The 18,450-nt window shown below is 64.5% G+C and carries 18 protein-coding genes and 1 tRNA gene; 4 read left to right on the top strand and 15 right to left on the bottom strand.

Annotation, left to right across the window (positions count from 1 at the left end; translation table 11 throughout):
• Positions 1-102: 102 nt before the first annotated feature.
• The 4 genes from ABCN56_RS00915 to ABCN56_RS00900 form a co-directional block, all read right to left on the bottom strand.
• Positions 103-1,311 carry a beta-ketoacyl-[acyl-carrier-protein] synthase family protein gene (locus tag ABCN56_RS00915; RefSeq protein WP_343078895.1) on the bottom strand — a complete coding sequence of 403 codons (1,209 nt, stop codon included), beginning with the start codon at positions 1,309-1,311 and terminating at the stop codon, positions 103-105.
• An 8-nt stretch (positions 1,312-1,319) separates the two neighbouring features.
• Positions 1,320-1,586: an acyl carrier protein gene (locus tag ABCN56_RS00910; RefSeq protein ID WP_343078894.1), complete on the bottom strand. Its 267-nt coding sequence runs from the start codon at positions 1,584-1,586 to the stop codon at positions 1,320-1,322.
• 13 nt (positions 1,587-1,599) lie between these two features.
• Positions 1,600-2,688, bottom strand: coding sequence for a UDP-3-O-(3-hydroxymyristoyl)glucosamine N-acyltransferase (lpxD, locus tag ABCN56_RS00905; RefSeq protein WP_343078893.1), 1,089 nt, complete (start codon positions 2,686-2,688; stop codon positions 1,600-1,602).
• Positions 2,689-2,749: 61 nt separating this feature from the next.
• Complete coding sequence (locus tag ABCN56_RS00900) at positions 2,750-4,363, bottom strand: L,D-transpeptidase family protein (RefSeq protein ID WP_343078892.1); 1,614 nt, start codon at positions 4,361-4,363, stop codon at positions 2,750-2,752.
• A gap of 304 nt (positions 4,364-4,667) precedes the next feature.
• Here ABCN56_RS00900 and mepK point away from each other — a divergent pair, with 304 nt between their 5' ends.
• Positions 4,668-5,237, top strand: a complete 570-nt coding sequence (gene mepK / locus ABCN56_RS00895; protein ID WP_343078891.1) for a peptidoglycan L,D-endopeptidase MepK — start codon at positions 4,668-4,670, stop codon at positions 5,235-5,237.
• A gap of 106 nt (positions 5,238-5,343) precedes the next feature.
• On the opposite strand, the gene ABCN56_RS00890 is transcribed toward mepK, so the two are convergent.
• Positions 5,344-5,420 (bottom strand) — tRNA-Arg (locus ABCN56_RS00890).
• Positions 5,421-5,597: 177 nt separating this feature from the next.
• Here ABCN56_RS00890 and ABCN56_RS00885 point away from each other — a divergent pair.
• Positions 5,598-7,724 carry a S8 family peptidase gene (locus ABCN56_RS00885; RefSeq protein ID WP_343078890.1) on the top strand — a complete coding sequence of 709 codons (2,127 nt, stop codon included), beginning with the start codon at positions 5,598-5,600 and terminating at the stop codon, positions 7,722-7,724.
• A gap of 21 nt (positions 7,725-7,745) precedes the next feature.
• Here the strand turns inward: ABCN56_RS00885 and ABCN56_RS00880 are convergent, their stop codons facing one another.
• The 10 genes from ABCN56_RS00880 to iscR form a co-directional block, all read right to left on the bottom strand.
• On the bottom strand, positions 7,746-8,966 hold the full coding sequence (locus tag ABCN56_RS00880; protein ID WP_343078889.1) for a cysteine desulfurase: 1,221 nt from the start codon (positions 8,964-8,966) through the stop codon (positions 7,746-7,748).
• 3 nt (positions 8,967-8,969) lie between these two features.
• Complete coding sequence (locus ABCN56_RS00875) at positions 8,970-9,545, bottom strand: YIP1 family protein (RefSeq protein WP_343078888.1); 576 nt, start codon at positions 9,543-9,545, stop codon at positions 8,970-8,972.
• On the bottom strand, positions 9,535-10,038 hold the full coding sequence (locus tag ABCN56_RS00870; protein ID WP_343078887.1) for a YIP1 family protein: 504 nt from the start codon (positions 10,036-10,038) through the stop codon (positions 9,535-9,537). The genes ABCN56_RS00875 and ABCN56_RS00870 overlap by 11 nt, the downstream gene beginning before the upstream one ends.
• Positions 10,039-11,328 (bottom strand): SufB/SufD family protein, encoded by a 1,290-nt coding sequence (locus tag ABCN56_RS00865; RefSeq protein ID WP_343078886.1) that lies wholly within the window; start codon positions 11,326-11,328, stop codon positions 10,039-10,041.
• A complete protein-coding gene (gene sufC / locus ABCN56_RS00860) occupies positions 11,328-12,083 on the bottom strand; it encodes a Fe-S cluster assembly ATPase SufC (RefSeq protein ID WP_343078885.1) in 756 nt (251 codons plus the stop codon). Before sufC ends, ABCN56_RS00865 begins: the two co-directional genes overlap by 1 nt.
• A 79-nt stretch (positions 12,084-12,162) precedes the next feature.
• Positions 12,163-12,675: a hypothetical protein gene (locus ABCN56_RS00855; protein ID WP_343078884.1), complete on the bottom strand. Its 513-nt coding sequence runs from the start codon at positions 12,673-12,675 to the stop codon at positions 12,163-12,165.
• A 138-nt stretch (positions 12,676-12,813) separates the two neighbouring features.
• Complete coding sequence (locus tag ABCN56_RS00850; RefSeq protein WP_343078883.1) at positions 12,814-13,125, bottom strand: heavy metal-binding domain-containing protein; 312 nt, start codon at positions 13,123-13,125, stop codon at positions 12,814-12,816.
• A gap of 81 nt (positions 13,126-13,206) precedes the next feature.
• Positions 13,207-14,742, bottom strand: a complete 1,536-nt coding sequence (sufB, locus tag ABCN56_RS00845) for a Fe-S cluster assembly protein SufB (protein WP_343078882.1) — start codon at positions 14,740-14,742, stop codon at positions 13,207-13,209.
• A gap of 23 nt (positions 14,743-14,765) precedes the next feature.
• Positions 14,766-15,815, bottom strand: coding sequence for a cysteine desulfurase family protein (locus ABCN56_RS00840; protein ID WP_343078881.1), 1,050 nt, complete (start codon positions 15,813-15,815; stop codon positions 14,766-14,768).
• Positions 15,812-16,270 (bottom strand): Fe-S cluster assembly transcriptional regulator IscR, encoded by a 459-nt coding sequence (gene iscR, locus ABCN56_RS00835; RefSeq protein WP_343078880.1) that lies wholly within the window; start codon positions 16,268-16,270, stop codon positions 15,812-15,814. Before iscR ends, ABCN56_RS00840 begins: the two co-directional genes overlap by 4 nt.
• Before the next feature lie 157 nt (positions 16,271-16,427).
• On the opposite strand from iscR, the gene ABCN56_RS00830 reads away from it, so the two are divergent.
• Positions 16,428-17,087: an alpha/beta hydrolase gene (locus tag ABCN56_RS00830; RefSeq protein ID WP_343078879.1), complete on the top strand. Its 660-nt coding sequence runs from the start codon at positions 16,428-16,430 to the stop codon at positions 17,085-17,087.
• A 142-nt stretch (positions 17,088-17,229) separates the two neighbouring features.
• On the top strand, positions 17,230-18,444 hold the full coding sequence (locus tag ABCN56_RS00825; protein WP_343078878.1) for an NADP-dependent isocitrate dehydrogenase: 1,215 nt from the start codon (positions 17,230-17,232) through the stop codon (positions 18,442-18,444).
• The last annotated feature ends 6 nt before the right edge of the window (positions 18,445-18,450 follow it).

Genomic DNA, 18,450 nt, shown 5'->3' with positions numbered 1-18,450 from the left:
AGGCTGCTTCCGGAATTCAGGACGCCGCCCTTCGGGGCGGCGTTCTTTTTTCCGTGGTGCCCGTTCGGTTCACACGACCTGCGTCACGCAGTCGAATGCAGCTCAGATCTTCTTCAGCGCGATGACGGCGTTCAGCCCGCCGAAGGCGAAGGCGTTCGACAGGACGGCCGAGACCTCCGCCTCCCTCGCCTCGTTCGGCACGACGTCCAGTGAACAATCCGGGTCGGGCTCTTCGTGGCCGATCGTGGGGGCGATTATCCCGTCGTTGAGCGCCATCAGGCAGGGCAGCAGTTCCACCGCCCCGGTTCCCCCGATCAGGTGGCCGTGCATTGCCTTGGTCGAAGAAATCATCAGCTGCTCGGCAGCCGGTCCGAAGGCCCTTTCGATCGCCGTGCATTCGGCGCGGTCATTCGCCGCCGTGCCGGTGCCATGGGCGTTTATGTAACCCACGTCTTCCGGAGCGAACCCGGCGTCCCGCAGGGCGGCCGTGATCGCCCGTTCCGCCCCCTCCGACGAGGGCATGAGAACGTCGCTGGCGTCCGACGTCATCCCGAAACCCGCGACCTCTGCGAGAATCACCGCCCCACGCCTGCGGGCATGCTCGAGATCCTCGAATACGAAAACCCCCGCGCCCTCGCCGTGGACCATCCCGTCGCGGTTGGCGGAGAAGGGGCGGCAGGCGCTATGCGACATCACGCGCAGCCCTTCCCAGCCCTTGATCCCGCCGAAACACAGACTGGCCTCGCTGCCTCCGGTCACCATCACGGGCGAGGCACCGGTCCGAACCATCTGGAACGCCAGTCCCATCGCCTGGTTAGACGACGCGCAGGCGGTCGAGATCGTCAGGTTGGGGCCCCTGAGGTTCCACCTAATCGCGATGTGGGACGCGGCCGCATTGTTCATGAGCCGCGGGACCACGAGCGGATGGACGCGGTTCTTGCCCTCGGCGAAGACGGCCCGGTAGCTGTCTTCCAATGTTCCCAGGCCACCCGCGGCGCAGCCGAAGACCACCCCGGCCTGATCCGCAAGCGCGCCATCGAAGGAAAGGCCCGACTGGTCGACGGCCTGTTGCGCAGCGACAAGGGCGAACTGCGTGACCCTGTCGTAAAGGCCGATTTCCCTGTGCCCGAAATGCGCCTCGGGATCCCAGCCCCGGACTTGGCCGCCGATGCGCACGGACAGCCTCTCGACGTCACGGAACTCGAGCGGCCCGATCCCGGACCGTCCCTCGCGCAGCGCGGCGAGCGTCGTGGGCACGTCCTGGCCCAGCGGATTCACCGTTCCGGCGCCGGTGATGACTACGCGCCGCATCCCGGCGCTCACCTTTTCTGATCGGAGATCAGGGTCTCCACGGCCGTCACGATCGATGCCACGGTAGAGATGTCGAAGTCACTCTCGGACGGCTCGTTGGCGTTGAAGGGCACCGATATGTCGAATTCCTCCTCGATGGCGAAAATCGCTTCGACGAGGCCCAGGCTGTCGATCCCGAGGTCATCAAGAGAGGTGGTGAGAGGAACCTGCTCCGGCTCCAGCACGGCCTGCCTGGCGATTATCGAGATGATCCGTTCCTTGACGCTGTCCGCCATCGCCCCTCCGTCACTAGTCACGCCCGCGTTTCGCGAGCAACTCCTTCATCTCGGCCACGTCGCGGACAAGACGGCCGAGCCGACGGAGGTGTTTCCAGACCTCCACCTGGGCTTCCATCTTCAAAGCAGGATAGCCCAGAACGACGCGGCCCGCCGGCACATTGCTGATAATCAGGGTGCCACCGCCCGCGACCACGTCGTCGCCCACGAAGATGTGGTCGTTCACGCCGCATTTGCCGGCCAGCACGACCCTGTTGCCGACCCGCGCCGATCCGGCGACGCCGGACTGGCCGCAAAGCAGGCAATCCCGCCCCACCTCGACGTTGTGGCCAATCTGGACGAGGTTGTCGATCTTGGTGCCCGAACCGATCCGTGTGGCCCGGATCGTACCCCGATCGATCGTCGTGTTCGCGCCGATCTCCACGTCGTCGCCGATCTCGACCGTTCCCAGCGAGTGAATGCGCGTCCAGTTCTGCTGCTTGATCTCGCCGCGCCTGCCGAGCGTTTCGCGAGCCTCCTCAACGCCCGACTTCTCGGGCGTGACGAAGGAAAACCCGTCCGCCCCGATCACCGCGCCGGGCTGGCAGACGAACCGGTCGCCGATCGTGACCCGCTGCATGATCCGCGCGCCGGCAAGAATCAACGCGTCATCGCCGATCACCGCGTCGGCCCCGATGAAGACCTGCGCGGCGATCCGGGCATGCCGGCCGATGCGCGCGCCCTTGCCGATCACCGACAGCGGCCCGATCGAGGCCTTCTCCCCGATCTCCGCGGACGGGTCGATGATCGCCGAAGGGTGGATGCCCTGCACGATCCCCGGCCCTTCATCGAGGACACGCGACACGCCCGCCATCGCAAGCCGCGCCCGCGGCACGAAGATTGCCGCCTCCAGTCCCAGCGCCTGCCAATCCGCCCCTGGCCAGAGCACCGCAGCCCGCGCTTTACCCTTGGCCAGCCCCTCGGCATAGCGGGGATCCATCGCAAGCGCGAGGTCCTCGGGCCCCGCCTCCGCCGGCTCGGCGGCACGGCGGACAACAATATCCGTCGCCCCCTCGGCGGGGGCACCAAGTGCTGCCGCGATCTCGGCAATCGTGTGAGTCATCGGACACCTTCGGCCCTGGGTCATGCCCCGGAAAACGCCTCGCGCGCTCCTTGTATCAGACTTACCCCTGAACCGCAGGAAGCGAAACCCCGGCCTGCTCCAGCGCCTCGAAAATCCGCCCGTCGCGGCCGTAGACGTCGCGGCGGTAATCGATCCGCCCCTTCGCCGTCGGCCATGCCGTGAAATAGACGATGTGAACCGGAACGAATTCCTCCAGGGGAAGAACCGATTCCCGCCGCGTATCGAGATGCCGCTTGAACTCGCCCACCGGGTCGGCCGACTGCTTCGCCAGAAGCGCATAGGCGAAGTCGAATGGCTTGCCCAGCCGGATGCAGCCATGGCTGAAGGCGCGGACCTCCCGCTGGAACAGCGACTTCGAAGGCGTGTCGTGGAGGTAGATGTTGTAGGGGTTCGGGAACATGAACTTCACGAGCCCCAGCGCATTGCCGTCGGATGGCGGCTGCGACATGGAGAACGGGAAGGTCCGTTCCGTGTACTGGGAGAAATCGACCGCACCGCGGTTGACCACCCTCCCCCGGCTGTCCACGAGCTTCAGATGCCCGGCCGCATTCGGGTTCTTCTTCAGCATCGGCAGGTATTCCTTCACGGCGATCGACCGGGGCACGTTCCAGGTCGGGTTGATCACCATGAATTCCATCTCGTCGGAGAATTCGGGGCTTCGCCGGTCCGACTGGTTCATGCCGACGACGGTAACGGTTTCGAACGTCACCTTGCCGTCATCGACGATCTTTGCCGTGAAGTCCGGAAGATTGACCCAGATGTGGCGCTGGCCGAGCGCGAGGCCGTTCATCCAGCGCAGACGCTCCATCGCGACAAGGATGGACTTCAGCCGGTCCTCCGGTCCTCGGTTGATCTCGGTGATGGTCGCTTCGCCGGCGATCCCGTCCGGTGTCAGCCCGTTCTCGATCTGGAAGAACTGAACGGCCTTCTGGATGGCGCCGTCATAGGACTGCGTCGCGCTCCGCGACAGGTAACCCATCGCGATCAGCCGGTCACGAAGCTCGACAACCGCAGCGCCGTTCTCTCCGGGCTTCAGCGACTTGGCGCGCACCCTTGTGCCCCAGCCGCCCTTCGCGATCACCGCTTCAATGTCGAGCTTCGCCTTCATCAGTTGGACATATTGGGGCGCCTTGGGCGGCAGCGATTTCAGGAACGCCGCAGGCGCAGAGCGAGAGAAGGCGTCGAGTGTCGCAAGCGGGTCATGACGCGGCACCTCGCGCACGATCCCCGCATCGACCCTCCGCGGATCCAGAATCCCGGTCCGGACGTCCTGCGCGTAGGCGACGAAGGCTTCCGTCATCAGAACCTCAAGCCGCCCGCGATCGCGCTCCGACCGGGCTTCCGCGAAGGCCGCGCGCAGACCTTCCGCGTCGTAGCGGGACGGAGGCAACCCATGCGCGGACACGCTTGCGAGCGCCTTGAAGAAGGCGTTCCGCCGGGCGGCATCCTCTGCGCGCGTCCAGATCGGCTGGTAGTCCCTCGACCGGTAGAAGGCCGAAACCGGGTCGTTCCTGGAGGCGGATTCCGCGACCGCCTGCTTGAAGGCGGTCACCTGGGCAGGCGCGGCCTCGGGTGTCAGGGAAAAAAGCAGAACGACCAGGATGCCCGCCCGGACAGGTATCAGTGAGAATGGGCGCGTCAAAGCGGTAATCATCTAATCCCCTAATACGCAGACTTTTTCCAATATCCCAAGAACATCAGGGCAAGCACCAGATTGTCCATTCACGATTGCTCCATCCTGCGCCAGATTGTCGCGTTTCTGCAACGGCCGGGAACTGCCTGCCCCGCAACGCAGCGTCAGCGAATTCTTGCCGATTTCGCCGACCGCTGGAAAGCGGCGCGATATGCCCGGTTGGCGGACGAGTCGTGATATGCAATAACAACGCTGCACTTGGGGAAGTGATGACAGACAAGCCGCCGAAAGGGTGGCGACAAGGCACGGGACAGGCGCATCTGACATGACATCGAAAAGCTCTACGGGCATCACGCGGCGTGGCCTCCTTGGCGCGTTCGCGGCCACCGCGGTAGCAGCGGCCCCAACCTACTCGAACGCTTTCGGCCTCCTGCGCGGGGCGGGCGACATCCGCCGGATCAGGATGTACTCGGGCCGCACCGGTGAAACCCTCGACACGATCTACTGGATCGAGGGCGACTACATCAAGGAGGCGCTGAGAGAGATCAACCACTTCATGCGCGACTGGCGCACCGACGAAGTCATCGGGATCGACGCCCGTACGGTCGACATCGCGGCCGCGGCGCACCGCCTGATGGACGTGAACGAGCCCTACATGCTTCTGTCGGGCTATCGCTCGCCGACGACCAACGCGATGCTCCGCTCGCGTTCGCGCGGCGTCGCAAAGAATTCCCTTCACATGAAGGGCCAGGCAGCTGACCTGCGGCTCAAGTCGCGGTCTGTCGGCCAGATGTACAAGGCCGCGACGGCCTGCAATGCCGGCGGCGTGGGCAAGTATTCCCGCTCCAACTTCGTTCACATGGACTGCGGTCCGATCCGCACCTGGGGCGGCTGACCCTTACGATTTTCCAGATAACAACGGCCCGGACTGCCATCCAGGGCCGTATACGACCTAAGCGGCGCCCTGTCCCGGCGCCGCATTTTTTTGTCTGCTGGGAAGTTGGCGCACCCGACAGGATTCGAACCTGTGACCTCTGCCTTCGGAGGGCAGCACTCTATCCAGCTGAGCTACGGGTGCCTGTCCGCGTAGATAGGCCAATCAGGCGGAGGCCGCAATGGCCAATCTCATCCCGAGGGCATCCGGCTTTTGCGCTCACGGCCGCTTCCCCGATCTATTTCCGGATCAGGTCTTTACACGTGGCGACATTCATCCTGAAATTGAGTTCGGGATTTTTTGTTGCCAAGAGGAAGAGCCATGTCGCGCCTGCTTCTCCGCCCCATTCTCCTCCTCTCCCTTCTGTTCCTCGCCGCTTGCCAGGGGGGAGGCGGCGAAGATGACGGCGGCGGTGGAGGCGGCGATCCCGGCGGCTCGGGTGTGCTTGGCTCCTACTACGTCCCGAGCTTCGATCCCTTCGAGGCGATCGCCGCGAATTTGCGCGACAACGTGGCGAAGTACACGATTCAGCATAACGAATGGTTCTTCCCCACGGATCCTGGCACGGTCTATGAAAGCTACCCCCTTGCCGCCGCGAGGGTCGAATATGCCCACGCGGTAGGGCTCACAGGTGAAGGCCAGATCATATCGGTCGTCGACGCGGGCTTCCTGCAGAACCACGAGGTATTCGCGGGCAAGCTGAAATACTCGACCGGAAGCCCTCCGGTCGACGATCACGGCACGATGGTTGCCTCCGTCGCGGCAGGGAATTCCTCCACGATGATCGGTGTGGCGCCCGGTGCGGACCTCGCTTTCGGAAGCTTTGCTACGTCCGCCACGCTCGCGGCGGCGACGAATCAAGCGCGGACACTCGGGGCGGTGGCCCAGAACAACTCCTGGGGCTATGTTCTTCCGGTCAACATGACCTCTTTCAACGCGGTCTTCTCAGGCGCGGATGGCGCGAGCTACCTCGCCGCGCTGGATGCCTACATCGCCGCCAGCGGCGTGGTTCTCTTCGCCATATCCAACGATTCCAGCGCGACCACCGCAGGGATCATGGACGCCCTGCCCCTCCTCCGTCCAAGCCTCGAAAGCGGCTGGCTCGCCGTCGGGAATGCGGTTGCGGATTTCGACAGCGACGGCATCAACTCCGCCCAACGAATCTCCGCGCCCTGCCTCGAGGCCGCGCGCTGGTGTCTGTTCGCGGACGGCACGTGGTGGGGCGCGGCCTCCAGTTCGACTTCGGCCTACCAGTTCGGCACTGGCTCATCCTTCGCCACGCCGCAGGTGGCCGGCGCGCTCGCCCTTTTGGCCGAGGCCTTTCCTGACCTGACCCCACAGCAGCTGCGCATCCGCCTTCTCGCATCGGCAGACAACAGCTTCTTCGCGCCGGACGGCAGCGTCGAACTCGTCCCCGGCTTCAGCCACGACTACTCCAACGAGTTCGGGCACGGGTTCCTCGACCTCCGCGCGGCGCTCCTGCCGATCGGGACGACGACGCTCGAAATGGCCGACGGCACCCGTTTCGAGGCCGACCGCCCGGTCATCGTCACCGGCTCGGCGATGGGTGACGCGGTGACGCGCAGCCTTGCCGCCATCAATGTCGCCGTGACAGACAGCCTCAGCGCGGGGTTCAGAATGCCCGGTGAGGCGCTTGCGGCGCCGACGGCTCCGCAGCCGCTCTCCGCCGGCCTCGCCGAGCGCAGGATGGCGGCCAACCTCACGAGCCTGCGCACCGCGCCGGCCGCGCTCAGCCGGTCGAGCTTCGACGCCTATCCGGGCCGAACGCTCGACCTGTCAGATTCCGAAAGCGGGATCGACGTCTCCTTGCTCCTGCCGTCCGGCGGTGCCGGCAGCGACGACTACGGCCTCTCGATCCAGAAGGCTCTGACGGATGGACCGACGCGCCTGGAAGTCGGCCTGAAACTCGCCCGCGATGGCGGCAGCGTCATCGGTTTCGGAGAGTCCCAGGCCGGCGGCGATGGAGCAGACCTCGTCGCCGTCGAACTCGGCCTGCACAGCGATTTCGCCAATGGCGGCTTCCTGTCGATCACCGGAGAAGCGGGACTTGCGAACCTGCAGGGATCGTCCGTTCTCTCCGGCAGTTCACAGGCTAGCTTCAACAGCTTCGGCGTCGACGTCGGCCAGCGGGGAGTTTTCGCCAAGGGTGACCGCCTTGCTCTGGGCGTCTCGCGCCCCATCGCCATCACCAGCGGCCGAAGCTCCATCTCGCTTCCCGTCGTGCGCGCGGACGGAGGGATCGAGACCCGTGCTGTTGCGATCGACCTCGCCCCGCAGGAGCGTCAGCTTGACCTGTCGCTCACGTACCAGGTGCCGCTCGGCAAGCGGCAGGAACTTCTTCTGGAGGTCCTGCACGCCGAAAACTTCGGCAATCAGCAGGGCGTCACCGACACGGCCGCCGTTGTGGGGTTGAAGTTCACCTTCTGACCGGGGCACCTGCCCCGACCGTCAGGCGAAAAGCTCGTGGCAAAGCTCCAGCGCGTCCACGAGCGCGTCGACCTCCGACTTCGTGTTGTAGAGCCCGAAGGAAGCACGGCAGGTCGCCGAAACGCCGAGATGGTCCAGAAGCGGCATCGCGCAATGCGTCCCCGCACGCACGGCGATCCCCTTCTTGTCGAGAACGGTCGAGATGTCGTGCGCGTGGGCCGGCCCTTCGAGCGTGAAGGAGAAGATTGCACCCTTGCCCGGCGCATTCCCCTGCACGTTGAGCCAGTTCAACCCCTTGAACCGCTCCTGCGCGTAGTCGCGCAAGCTCGCCTCATGCGCAGCGATGTCGTCCATGCCGAGGTCCAAGAGGTATTCCAGCGCGACGCCCATCCCGATCTGCTGCACGATTCCCGGCGTGCCGGCCTCGAACTTCATCGGCGGGTCGTTGTAGCTGACCTGGTCCCGGCTGACCTCCCGGATCATGTCGCCACCTCCGAGGAAGGGCCGCATCTCGGCCATCCTCTCCCGGCGGATGAAGATCGCCCCGGAACCGCTTGGCCCATAAAGCTTGTGACCGGTGATCGCGTAGAAATCGCAGCCGATCCGGGCGACGTCGATCTTCTTGTGCACCGCGGCCTGCGAACCATCCACGAGGACCGGAACACCCTTTTCCCGCGCGCCCCTGCAGATCGTTTCCACGTCTACGACCGTGCCAAGGACGTTCGACATGTGCGTGACCGCGACGAGTTTCGTTTTCGGCCCGATCGCGGCAATGACCTTCTCGGGGTCCAGCGATCCGTCCGGCTCCGGCTCCACCCATTTCAGGACCACGCCCTGACGTTCGCGCAGGAAATGCCAGGGCACGATGTTGGCATGGTGTTCCATCACCGTGAGGACGATCTCGTCCCCAGCCTGAAGACGCGGCGCGGCCCAGCCGTAGGACACGAGATTGATCCCCTCCGTCGCGCCCGAGGTGAACACGATCTCGTCCTCGGACGGCGCGCCAATGAAGCGCGCCACGATCCCGCGGACCGCCTCGTACTTGTCCGTCGCGAGGTTCGACAGATAGTGCAAGCCCCTGTGGACGTTGGAGTATTCTTCCGCGTATCCCCTCGTCACCGCGTCGATCACGACCTGCGGCTTCTGCGCGGAGGCGCCGTTGTCCAGATAGACGAGCGGACGGCCGTTCACCTCACGCGAGAGGATCGGGAAATCGGCACGGATCTTCTCTACGTCATACATCGCTCACACGTCTCCAATCGGCATCTGCGGCCCGACTATCGCGAGGATGAGCAGGCCCGCCACAAGGAAGCCAACCACGATCCCGCCAAACACCTTCCACTGGCTCGTGAAGCCATGAACTTCGGCCACGAACCCCGTGAGCACCCTCAAGAGGATCACGATCGTGGCGTAACCGACCAGCACAGAAAGGATCGGAAGCACCAGGACCAGGACCAGCTGCAGGACCTGGAGGCAGACGAGAAGGAACTCCAGCCAGACCGCCAGCACCAGCGCTCCGAGGAATGTTGCCTTGCCACCGAAGATCCGCCCGCCCGCGGTCACGAAAGCAGCCAGGACCAGCATCGATCCCCCCTGCGCGAAGGCAAGGCGCACCGGCGAAACGTCGGCCATCATGACCGGTCGGGCCTCCTCCGGGACGAGAGACAGCGTTATCCAGCCGAAGAAGGCGCTCAGCACGACGACAAGCGCGAAGCCCATCCAGATCGTGCTGGGCGCGAGCCGCATGTCGAGAATGCGCCTCGCCGCAATGCGCGGCTCGCGAACCGTCTGCACCAGCAGTTCGGCGATCTCAGCCCCCATCTGTGCCCTCTCTCTCGAACTCCGCGACCCGGAGCCCCGCGCCCCAGATGAGGATGAAAATACCGAAAACCACGAACCCGATGAACCGCAACTGAGCACCGGGGCCGATGAAGCCGCCCACGAGCCCGTAGAGAAGCTGCAATGGGGCAGCTGCCAGCAGTGCCCAGAACAACGCTATCCGGGCACGCCAGAACGTACCAGCGCCACCGAAGGCACGCGCGGCCAGGTGACTGATCCCCGCGACGGCATAGGCGAAGAGCGGCAAGATGAACATGCTTGCGAGAAAGGCACTTGCAAGCCGCGCTTCAAGCGGGACGTCCGGTTCCAGATAGGCCGCGCGCGCCGCGACGGGCCACTGGGCGACGAACAGGAGAAGGCACGCCCCCATCAGAACCGCCAGCGCCCGGTCTTCGCGCTGACCGGATGCCAGAAGGCGCCGCACCACACGGCGCGGCGCCCTGTAGGTCGCCACGATATCCGACGCTACGCCCATTCAGCGCCTGCGGGCGAGCCACTGTTCGAGACGCGAGGTGACATCCTCCACGATGCGTTCGTCCTCGATCTCCGCGATCGCGTCCGCGAGGAACGACAGCACCAGAAGCGCCTCCGCCTCGGGCCGCGACACGCCGCGCGAGCGCAGGTAGAACAGCGCCGTCTCGTCGATCGCGCCCGAGGTGCTGCCGTGCGAGCACTTCACGTCGTCAGCGTAGATCTCGAGCTCTGGCTTCGCGAGGAACTGGCTGTCATCGTCCAGAAGCAGCGATTGGCTGATCTGGTAGCCATCCGTCCGCTGCGCACCGGGTTTGACGAGGATCTTCCCCTGGAACACGCCCGTCGCACCGTTCTTCAGCACTTTCTTGAACACCTGCCGGCTTTCGCAGTCCTCGGCGGCATGGGTGATGAACACGGTGTCGTCGTGGTGGAACGCCGCCTTGGCCCCGTCCCCGAGCGCTGCGCCCGCGATGTGGGCCACGGCGTTTTCACCCGCGATCTCGATCACGGCCTCGTTGCGCGTCATCATCCCGTTCGCTGTCAGCGTGAAGGACTTGAACAGCGCCCCGGCCCCGAGCCGCGCGAAGATATGCGTGATCGCCCTGCGCGCGTGGTCGCGCCCCTGAGCCCGAACATGGTGGAACGCCCCGCCCGCGGCGACGTCCACTTCCAGAACCTTGTTGAACCGCGCCGCCGCCGGACCGTTTTCCAGAAGCGTCAGGTCGCCGCCGGATTCGACCTTCACGCAGTGGTGCAGCACCGCGTCGGATGTCTTTGACTTGTGGAGATAAATCAGGTTGATCGGCTTCTCCGCCCGCCCCGTCACGCGGATCAGGACGCCATCCGTCGCAGCCGCCGTGTTGAACGCGGCGAGGGGCCGGGCCACCGGCGTCTGGCCGTTCGCCTCGAGTTGGCCGTAGACGGACTTCGCCCAATGGATATCGGCCCTGTCCGCTTCGGCGAGGCGCGAGATTTCCACGCCCGCCAGGACCGGATCGTCCGACGCCTCGGCGTCGAAGACACCGTCCACGAAGACGAGCTTCACCCGGTCGAGCGCGCCGAAGACCGGCGCTTCGTCCGTGTCGAAAATGTCCGCCTCAGGCGCCTCGGCCGCGTTGAACGCGGCCGGATCGGTATAGCGCCAGTATTCGTCCCGCTTCGCCGGCAACCCCATGCCCCGAAGGCGCGCAAGCGCCGCCGCGCGGGCCTCGGCGGTGAAGCCCCCTTTCGGCAGGTCGACCGCCGCCAGCCGCGCCTCGAGCGCGCTGATCTTCGCCTCGGCCACCGCCATCACGCCAGCTCCGCGAGGATGTCGGCGTAACCGTTCTGTTCGACCTCGAGCGCGAGCTCGGGTCCGCCGGTCTTGACGATGCGGCCATCGGCCATGATGTGCACGACGTCCGGCTTGATGTGGTCCAGAAGCCGCTGGTAGTGCGTGATGACGAGGAAGCCGCGCTCCTCGTCGCGAAGCGCGTTCACGCCGTCGGACACGAGCTTCATCGCGTCGACGTCGAGACCGGAGTCCGTTTCGTCCAGGATGCACATACGGGGCTCGAGAACCGCCATCTGGAGGATCTCGTTCCGCTTCTTCTCGCCGCCCGAGAAGCCGACGTTGACGGGACGCTTCAGCATCTCCGCGTCGATCTTCAGGGACTTCGCCTTTTCCCGGACGAGTTTCAGGAAATCGGCCGCGCTGATCTCTTCCTCGCCGCGCGCCTTGCGCTGCGAGTTCAACGCGGTGCGAAGGAAGGTCATGTTGCCGACGCCAGGAATCTCGACCGGATACTGGAAGGCAAGGAAGACGCCAGCGGCCGCCCGCTCTTCCGGCTCCATCTCCAGCAGGTCCTCGCCCTCGAGCGTCACGGAACCATCGGTCACCTCATAGCCGTCGCGGCCAGAGAGCACGTAGGAGAGCGTCGATTTCCCCGACCCGTTCGGGCCCATGATCGCGTGGACGCGGCCCGCCTCGACGGTCAGGTTCACGCCCTTGAGGATCACCTTGTCCTCATCTTCAAGTTTGACATGCAGGTTCTTGATTTCCAGCATCTTTTCCTCGTTCAGAAACGGCAAGGGGCGGCCAGCGGGCCAAAGGCCCGGGCCGCCGATTCGATTGAATTGGATGGAGTTAGAGGAACGCCGAGGCGAGCGTGGCGCCTTCCGTGACCCTCGAATAGTACTCCGGCGAGAACAACATCTGCCACAGGCCGGGTGCCGACTCTGCGAAGGCACTCTCTCCGAAGGCCATCAGGGCGAAGCCGGCCGCCACTCCGGCGAACCGGACCGTCCGGCGAAGATTGAATGCCACCATGAAGAAGAGAGCGACCACCACGGCCAGCCCCGCTTCGACCCGCGCACCGCCGGCCAGGAAGTCGTCCGAAAGCACATCCATCGACACCAGACGGAACCACAGAGCGCGCGCCACCACGACCGCCAGAAGCCCGAACCCGAATGCGAAAGGCAGGACGAGAAGTTCGCGCAACCGTGCCGCGATGCTCATGTTCGGCAATTTCTCCAGACGTTTGCGGACCTTGACGGCCTTCTTCATCGAGTTCGGACCGATCACGTTCTCGGCCTCGAACTGCTTGCCCGCGTTGATCCGCTTGATGCGGTCCTGGAAGTTCTGGCTGGCCTCGATCATCCTTCCACTCGCTGTGCTCGGTTCCTTCGACGAAGAGTAACCAAGCATTCGGGCGAAAATCGGGAGACGGCTGCCAGATTGTGGCCATCTTTGGGAATTCCGGGGTCGTCATGGCAGGGAATGCGTAACCGGGAAGCGTCATGCGAAGCTCACCGCCGTACCCGAGGCCGAGACCATCAGCATATTGTTGATCACTTCGTAGTCGAGGTCGACGCCGACCACGGCCTCCGCCCCCATCGCCGCTGCGCGCTCCTGCATCTCGGCCAGCGCCGTCTGGCGGGCACGGCCGAGTTCCTGCTCGTAAGCCGCCGAACGGCCGCCCACGATGTCGCGGATGCCGGCGAAGATATCGCGGAAGATGTTCGCGCCGAGGATCGCCTCTCCCGTCACGATGCCGTGGTAAGTGGCAATCGTCCGGCCTTCGACGGAAGGAGTGGTCGTGATAATCATCTCAACTACCTCACGCAATTGCCAGGTTGCCACCGGGTCCAATGCCCGAAGGCCGAGCCCGGAAAACGTCCAGCGACATCCTCAGCCCACGGATCCTTCCAGCGAAATCGCCACAAGGCTCTGCGCTTCCATCGCGAATTCCATCGGCAGGGCCTGCAGCACCTCCTTGCAGAAGCCGTTGACGACAAGGGCAACCGCTTCCTCTTCGTCCATGCCGCGCTGGCGGCAGTAGAAGAGCTGGTCGTCATCGACCTTCGAGGTCGTCGCCTCGTGCTCCACGCGCGAGGAGTTGTTCTTCACCTCGATATAGGGAACCGTGTGCGCCCCGCACTTGTCGCCGATCAGGAGACTGTCGCACTGGGTGTAGTTGCGCGAGTTCTTCGCCTTCGGGTGCATCGACACGAGCCCGCGATAGGTGTTCTGCGCCTTCCCGGCCGAAATACCCTTCGAAACGATCCGACTCCGGGTGTTCTTGCCGAGATGCACCATCTTCGTGCCGGTATCGGCCTGCTGCATGTTGTTGGCGATCGCGATCGAGTAGAACTCGCCCTGGCTGTCGTCGCCGCGAAGGATGCAGGAGGGGTATTTCCAGGTGATCGCGGAACCGGTTTCGACCTGCGTCCACATCACCTTCGACCGATCGCCCCGACAATCGGCGCGCTTCGTGACGAAATTGTAGATGCCGCCCTTGCCTTCCTCGTCGCCCGGGAACCAGTTCTGCACGGTGGAGTATTTCACCTCCGCATCCTCCAGCAGCACGATCTCGACGACCGCGGCGTGCAGTTGGTGCGTCTCCCGCTTCGGGGCGGTGCAGCCTTCGAGGTAGCTCACGTAGGAACCTTTGTCGGCGATGATGAGCGTCCGCTCGAACTGGCCGGTCTTTTCCGCGTTGATGCGGAAATACGTGGACAGTTCCATCGGGCAGCGCGTGTTCGGCGGCACGTAGACGAACGACCCGTCCGAGAAGACGGCCGAATTGAGCGTCGCGAAGAAGTTGTCCGACTGCGGAACGACCGAGCCGAGGTATTTCTTCACCAGTTCCGGGTGTTCGCGGATCGCTTCCGAGATCGAGCAGAAGATCACCCCGGCCTTGGCAAGTTCCTCCTTGAACGTCGTGCCGACGCTGACGGAGTCGAACACCGCGTCCACGGCCACGCGCCGGCCCTCGGCCGGAGCGTCCTCGGCGCCCTCGACGCCGGCGAGGATCATCTGTTCCTTAAGCGGAATCCCGAGCTTCTCATAGGTCGCCAGAAGCTTCGGATCGACCTCGTCGAGGCTCTTGGGCTTCTCCGCCATGCTCTTCGGCTTGGCATAGTAATACTGGTCCTGGTAGTCGATCTCGGGGTAGTTGAGCATCGCCCAGCGGGGTTCTTCCATCTGCAGCCAGCGGCGGAAGGCCTGAAGGCGCCATTCGGTCATCCACTCCGGCTCGCCGTTCTTTTCCGAGATGAGGCGGACGATGTCCTCGTTCAGGCCTTTCGGCGCGAACTCCATCTCGATCTCGGTTTCCCAGCCGTACTTGTAGGCGCCCATGCTCTGGACGGTTTCGACCGTCTCGCGGTCCACGCCCTCACGGACATCGAGTTCCGCGGCTTTCGCTTCGCTGTCCAATGCCATTTCCCTCATCTCATCCATCTCTTTCACGCCCGCATGCGGGCGCGCGCCCGGCTCCGCGCGGCAAGCCAGACATCGGCAAAGCGCAGAACCTCTTCCTCAAGCGTCTCGGGCCCAAGCGACACGCGGATCGCCGAGGCCGCCTCGACCGCATCGAACCCCATCGCCGTCAGCACCCGGCTGGCCCGGACTTTGCCGCTGGAACAGGCCGAACCCGCCGAAACGGCGAATCCCGCGAGGTCCATCTGCATCACCTGGGTCTCGCCCTTCCAGCCAGGCGAGATCATCGTCAACGTGTTCGGAAGCCGTCGCGCGCCTCTCCCAGCAAAGATAACATCCTCAGCGCCCGCTTCCAGCGCATTTTCTAGAATATTTCTAAATTCCGCGACTCGGCTCCAAACGCCATCCGCGAGATCGCGCGCCGCAGCCTCCGCCGCGGCGCCAAAACCGGCGATTCCGATCACGTTCTCGGTGCCGGCGCGCCGCCCCATCTCCTGCCCGCCGCCGCGGATCTGTGCGGCAAGGTCCGCGCCCCGCCGCAGCACGAGTGCACCCACCCCCTTCGGCCCGCCGAGCTTGTGGGCGGAGACGAGCCCCATCCCGATCCCGAGCCAGTTGAAGGCGAAAGGGATCTTCCCGAACGCCTGCGTCAGATCGGAAACCGCCAGCCCCTCGGGGAGATCCTGCACCACGCCGGTTTCGGAATTCGCCAGCTGAAGCGCCGAGCGCGCAGGGTCGGTGACCGCCACGCGCCCGTTTTCATCCACCGGCAAAGCGCCCGAGGTCCAGGCCAGAACCGCGTCATGTTCCACCTGCGCGCTTTCGAGCTCGCGGCCCGCCAGCGCAAGCGCAGCCGCCTCGGTCGCGCCCGAGGTGAAGACGATGTCCGCACCGTCCGCTCCGAGGGCCGAGGCGACCTGCGCCCGCGCACGCTCCACGATGGCTCGCGCCGCGCGTCCCTCGGCATGGACGGAAGACGGGTTTCCAACCACGTCCATCGCCGCAATCATCGCCGCGCGCGCCTCGGGGCGCAACGGCGCGGTCGCGTTCCAGTCGAGGTACACGCGATCCGTCATTCGTCCACCACGTGAAACAACGACGGCACCGCCGGACAGGGCTTGAGGGTATTTCCCACCACGTCGGAAAGCCGCGTCTGGTGCAGGAACACGTAGACATGGGCCGAAAGGCCTTCCCACAGGCGGTTGGTCAGCGACTGCGCCCTGGTCCCGGACACGCCGCCAGAGGCCCCTGCCCCCGTGTGCAGCGCCGAGACCGTTTCGTCCACCGCCTCCAGGATCTCGCTCACCCGGATATCCTCGGGCTGCCGCGCAAGACGATAGCCGCCGCCGGGCCCGCGCACGCTTTCGACTAGCCCCGCACGCCGCAGCCGCACGAAAAGCTGTTCGAGGTAGAGAAGCGAAATATCCTGACGCTTCGAAATCTCGGCAAGCGTCGTCAGCGTCTCGCCCCGCGACATCGCGAGATCGGCGAGAGCAACCATCGCATATCGCCCCTTCGTTGAGAGTTTCATTACCCACGGCCTGCCAAATGGATTGACGGCGAGCGGAAGGCCGCTTAACTCCTTGCCACCCGCAGGCTGGCCATAAGGGCACAGCTTTTCATATTCTAGGTAGCCCGAGTAATTTCGTCAAGAATTGCCGGCTTCGTAGCGAGATACAGGCGAGGCGATGCCCGAAGTCATTTTTCCCGGCCCCGAAGGACGTCTCGAAGGACGTTACCATCCGCAGAAGGCCCCGGACGCGCCGATCGCGATCATCCTGCATCCGCATCCGCAGTTCGGGGGCACGATGAACAACCGCGTGGTGCACCGACTGCACTACGCGTTCCACGACATGGGCTTCACGGTGCTGCGGTTCAACTTCCGCGGTGTCGGGCGAAGCCAGGGCGAATACGACCAGGGCGTCGGTGAACTCAGCGACGCGGCCTCGGCACTCGACTACCTTCAGGCGCTGAACCCTAATTCGAAGCATTGCTGGGTCGCGGGCTTCTCCTTCGGTGCCTGGATCGGCATGCAGCTTCTCATGCGGCGCCCCGAGATCACGGGCTTCGTCTCCGTCTCGCCGCCCGCCAACATGTACGACTTCTCCTTCCTCGCCCCCTGCCCTTCCTCCGGCCTGATCATCAACGGCACGGCCGACCGCGTGACGCCGCCCAAGGACACGGCCGGGCTGGTCGCGAAGCTCCGGGAGCAGAAGGGGATCACGATCACCCACAAGGAGATCGAGGGCGCCGGCCACTTCTTCGAGAACGAGGAAGAGCACATGAACCCAATGATCGATTCCGTGAAGGAATACGTGCGCCGCCGGCTCACCGAAAACTCGCGCTGATTCAGGGACCGACCGATGCCGCGCTGGCCCTGGTCGGTTTTTTTCTGCCTCAACATCCGGTATACAACCGCATACCGTCTTTCCCAGCGTTGCGATTTGAGCTATGACGCGCCGCAGAGAGTCACCCCGAGCGGAGAAAGACATGTCGAAGATCAAGGTGGAAAACCCCGTCGTCGAACTCGACGGCGACGAGATGACCCGGATCATCTGGGACTTCATCAAGAAGAAGCTGATTCTTCCCTATCTCGACATCGACCTGAAGTACTACGACCTGGGCATCGAGGAGCGCGACCGCACCAACGACCAGATCACCATCGACGCGGCAAACGCGATCAAGGAATTCGGCGTCGGCGTGAAATGCGCGACGATCACCCCGGACGAGGCCAGGGTCGAGGAATTCGGCCTGAAGGAGATGTGGAAGTCGCCGAACGGTACGATCCGCAACATCCTCGGCGGCGTGATCTTCCGCCAGCCGATCATCTGCAAGAACGTGCCGCGCCTCGTCCCGGGCTGGACGCAGCCGATCGTCGTCGGCCGCCACGCCTTCGGCGACCAGTACCGCGCGACGGACTTCAAGTTCCCCGGCAAGGGCACCGTGACGCTGAAATTCGTCGGCGAGGATGGCACCGTGATCGAGCGCGAGGTGTTCAAGTCGCCGGGTCCGGGCGTGACGATGGCGATGTACAACCTGGACCAGTCGATCATCGACTTCGCGCGCGCCTCGATGAACTACGCGCTGAACCTCAACTGGCCGCTCTACCTTTCGACCAAGAACACGATCATGAAGGTCTATGACGGCCGCTTCAAGGATCTGTTCCAGCACATCTTCGACACCGAATTCGCCGACAAGTTCAAGGAAGCCGGCATCACCTACGAACACCGCCTGATCGACGACATGGTGGCCTCGGCGCTGAAATGGTCGGGCGGCTATGTCTGGGCCTGCAAGAACTACGACGGCGACGTGCAGTCCGACACCGTGGCGCAGGGCTTCGGCTCGCTCGGCCTCATGACCTCGGTCCTGATGACGCCGGACGGGAAGACGGTAGAAGCGGAGGCCGCCCACGGCACCGTCACCCGCCACTATCGCCAGCACCAGCAGGGCAAGGAAACCTCGACGAATTCCATCGCGTCGATCTACGCCTGGACGGGCGGCCTGAAGCACCGCGCCAAGCTCGACGGGAACGAGGCGCTGAAGAACTTCGCCGAAACGCTCGAGAAGGTCACCGTTCAGGCCGTCGAGGACGGCTTCATGACGAAGGACCTCGCGCTCCTTGTCGGGCCGGACCAGAAGTGGCTCACCACGATGGGCTACCTCGAGAAGGTCGACGAATACCTGAACAAGGCGCTGGCTGGCTAACAACCG

This window comes from Ostreiculturibacter nitratireducens (assembly GCF_032670585.1).
Lineage (GTDB): Bacteria > Pseudomonadota > Alphaproteobacteria > Rhodobacterales > Rhodobacteraceae > Ostreiculturibacter > Ostreiculturibacter nitratireducens.
The sequence above is the reverse complement of the archived record's forward strand: the minus strand, read 5'-3'. Positions and strand labels throughout refer to the sequence as shown.

Excerpts from the sequence above, each read along its gene's own strand:
- ABCN56_RS00915 (WP_343078895.1), bottom strand. The coding sequence starts at position 1,311 with ATGCGGCGCGTAGTCATCACCGGCGCCGGAACGGTGAATCCGCTGGGC.
- ABCN56_RS00870 (WP_343078887.1), bottom strand. The coding sequence starts at position 10,038 with ATGGGCGTAGCGTCGGATATCGTGGCGACCTACAGGGCGCCGCGCCGT.
- ABCN56_RS00865 (WP_343078886.1), bottom strand. The coding sequence starts at position 11,328 with ATGGCGGTGGCCGAGGCGAAGATCAGCGCGCTCGAGGCGCGGCTGGCG.
- ABCN56_RS00910 (WP_343078894.1), bottom strand. The coding sequence starts at position 1,586 with ATGGCGGACAGCGTCAAGGAACGGATCATCTCGATAATCGCCAGGCAG.
- sufC (WP_343078885.1), bottom strand. The coding sequence starts at position 12,083 with ATGCTGGAAATCAAGAACCTGCATGTCAAACTTGAAGATGAGGACAAG.
- sufB (WP_343078882.1), bottom strand. The coding sequence starts at position 14,742 with ATGGCATTGGACAGCGAAGCGAAAGCCGCGGAACTCGATGTCCGTGAG.
- ABCN56_RS00850 (WP_343078883.1), bottom strand. The coding sequence starts at position 13,125 with ATGATTATCACGACCACTCCTTCCGTCGAAGGCCGGACGATTGCCACT.
- ABCN56_RS00880 (WP_343078889.1), bottom strand. The coding sequence starts at position 8,966 with ATGTATGACGTAGAGAAGATCCGTGCCGATTTCCCGATCCTCTCGCGT.
- ABCN56_RS00825 (WP_343078878.1), top strand. The coding sequence starts at position 17,230 with ATGTCGAAGATCAAGGTGGAAAACCCCGTCGTCGAACTCGACGGCGAC.
- ABCN56_RS00840 (WP_343078881.1), bottom strand. The coding sequence starts at position 15,815 with ATGACGGATCGCGTGTACCTCGACTGGAACGCGACCGCGCCGTTGCGC.
- iscR (WP_343078880.1), bottom strand. The coding sequence starts at position 16,270 with ATGAAACTCTCAACGAAGGGGCGATATGCGATGGTTGCTCTCGCCGAT.
- ABCN56_RS00855 (WP_343078884.1), bottom strand. The coding sequence starts at position 12,675 with ATGATCGAGGCCAGCCAGAACTTCCAGGACCGCATCAAGCGGATCAAC.
- mepK (WP_343078891.1), top strand. The coding sequence starts at position 4,668 with ATGACATCGAAAAGCTCTACGGGCATCACGCGGCGTGGCCTCCTTGGC.
- ABCN56_RS00900 (WP_343078892.1), bottom strand. The coding sequence starts at position 4,363 with ATGATTACCGCTTTGACGCGCCCATTCTCACTGATACCTGTCCGGGCG.
- ABCN56_RS00885 (WP_343078890.1), top strand. The coding sequence starts at position 5,598 with ATGTCGCGCCTGCTTCTCCGCCCCATTCTCCTCCTCTCCCTTCTGTTC.
- lpxD (WP_343078893.1), bottom strand. The coding sequence starts at position 2,688 with ATGACTCACACGATTGCCGAGATCGCGGCAGCACTTGGTGCCCCCGCC.
- ABCN56_RS00830 (WP_343078879.1), top strand. The coding sequence starts at position 16,428 with ATGCCCGAAGTCATTTTTCCCGGCCCCGAAGGACGTCTCGAAGGACGT.
- ABCN56_RS00875 (WP_343078888.1), bottom strand. The coding sequence starts at position 9,545 with ATGGGGGCTGAGATCGCCGAACTGCTGGTGCAGACGGTTCGCGAGCCG.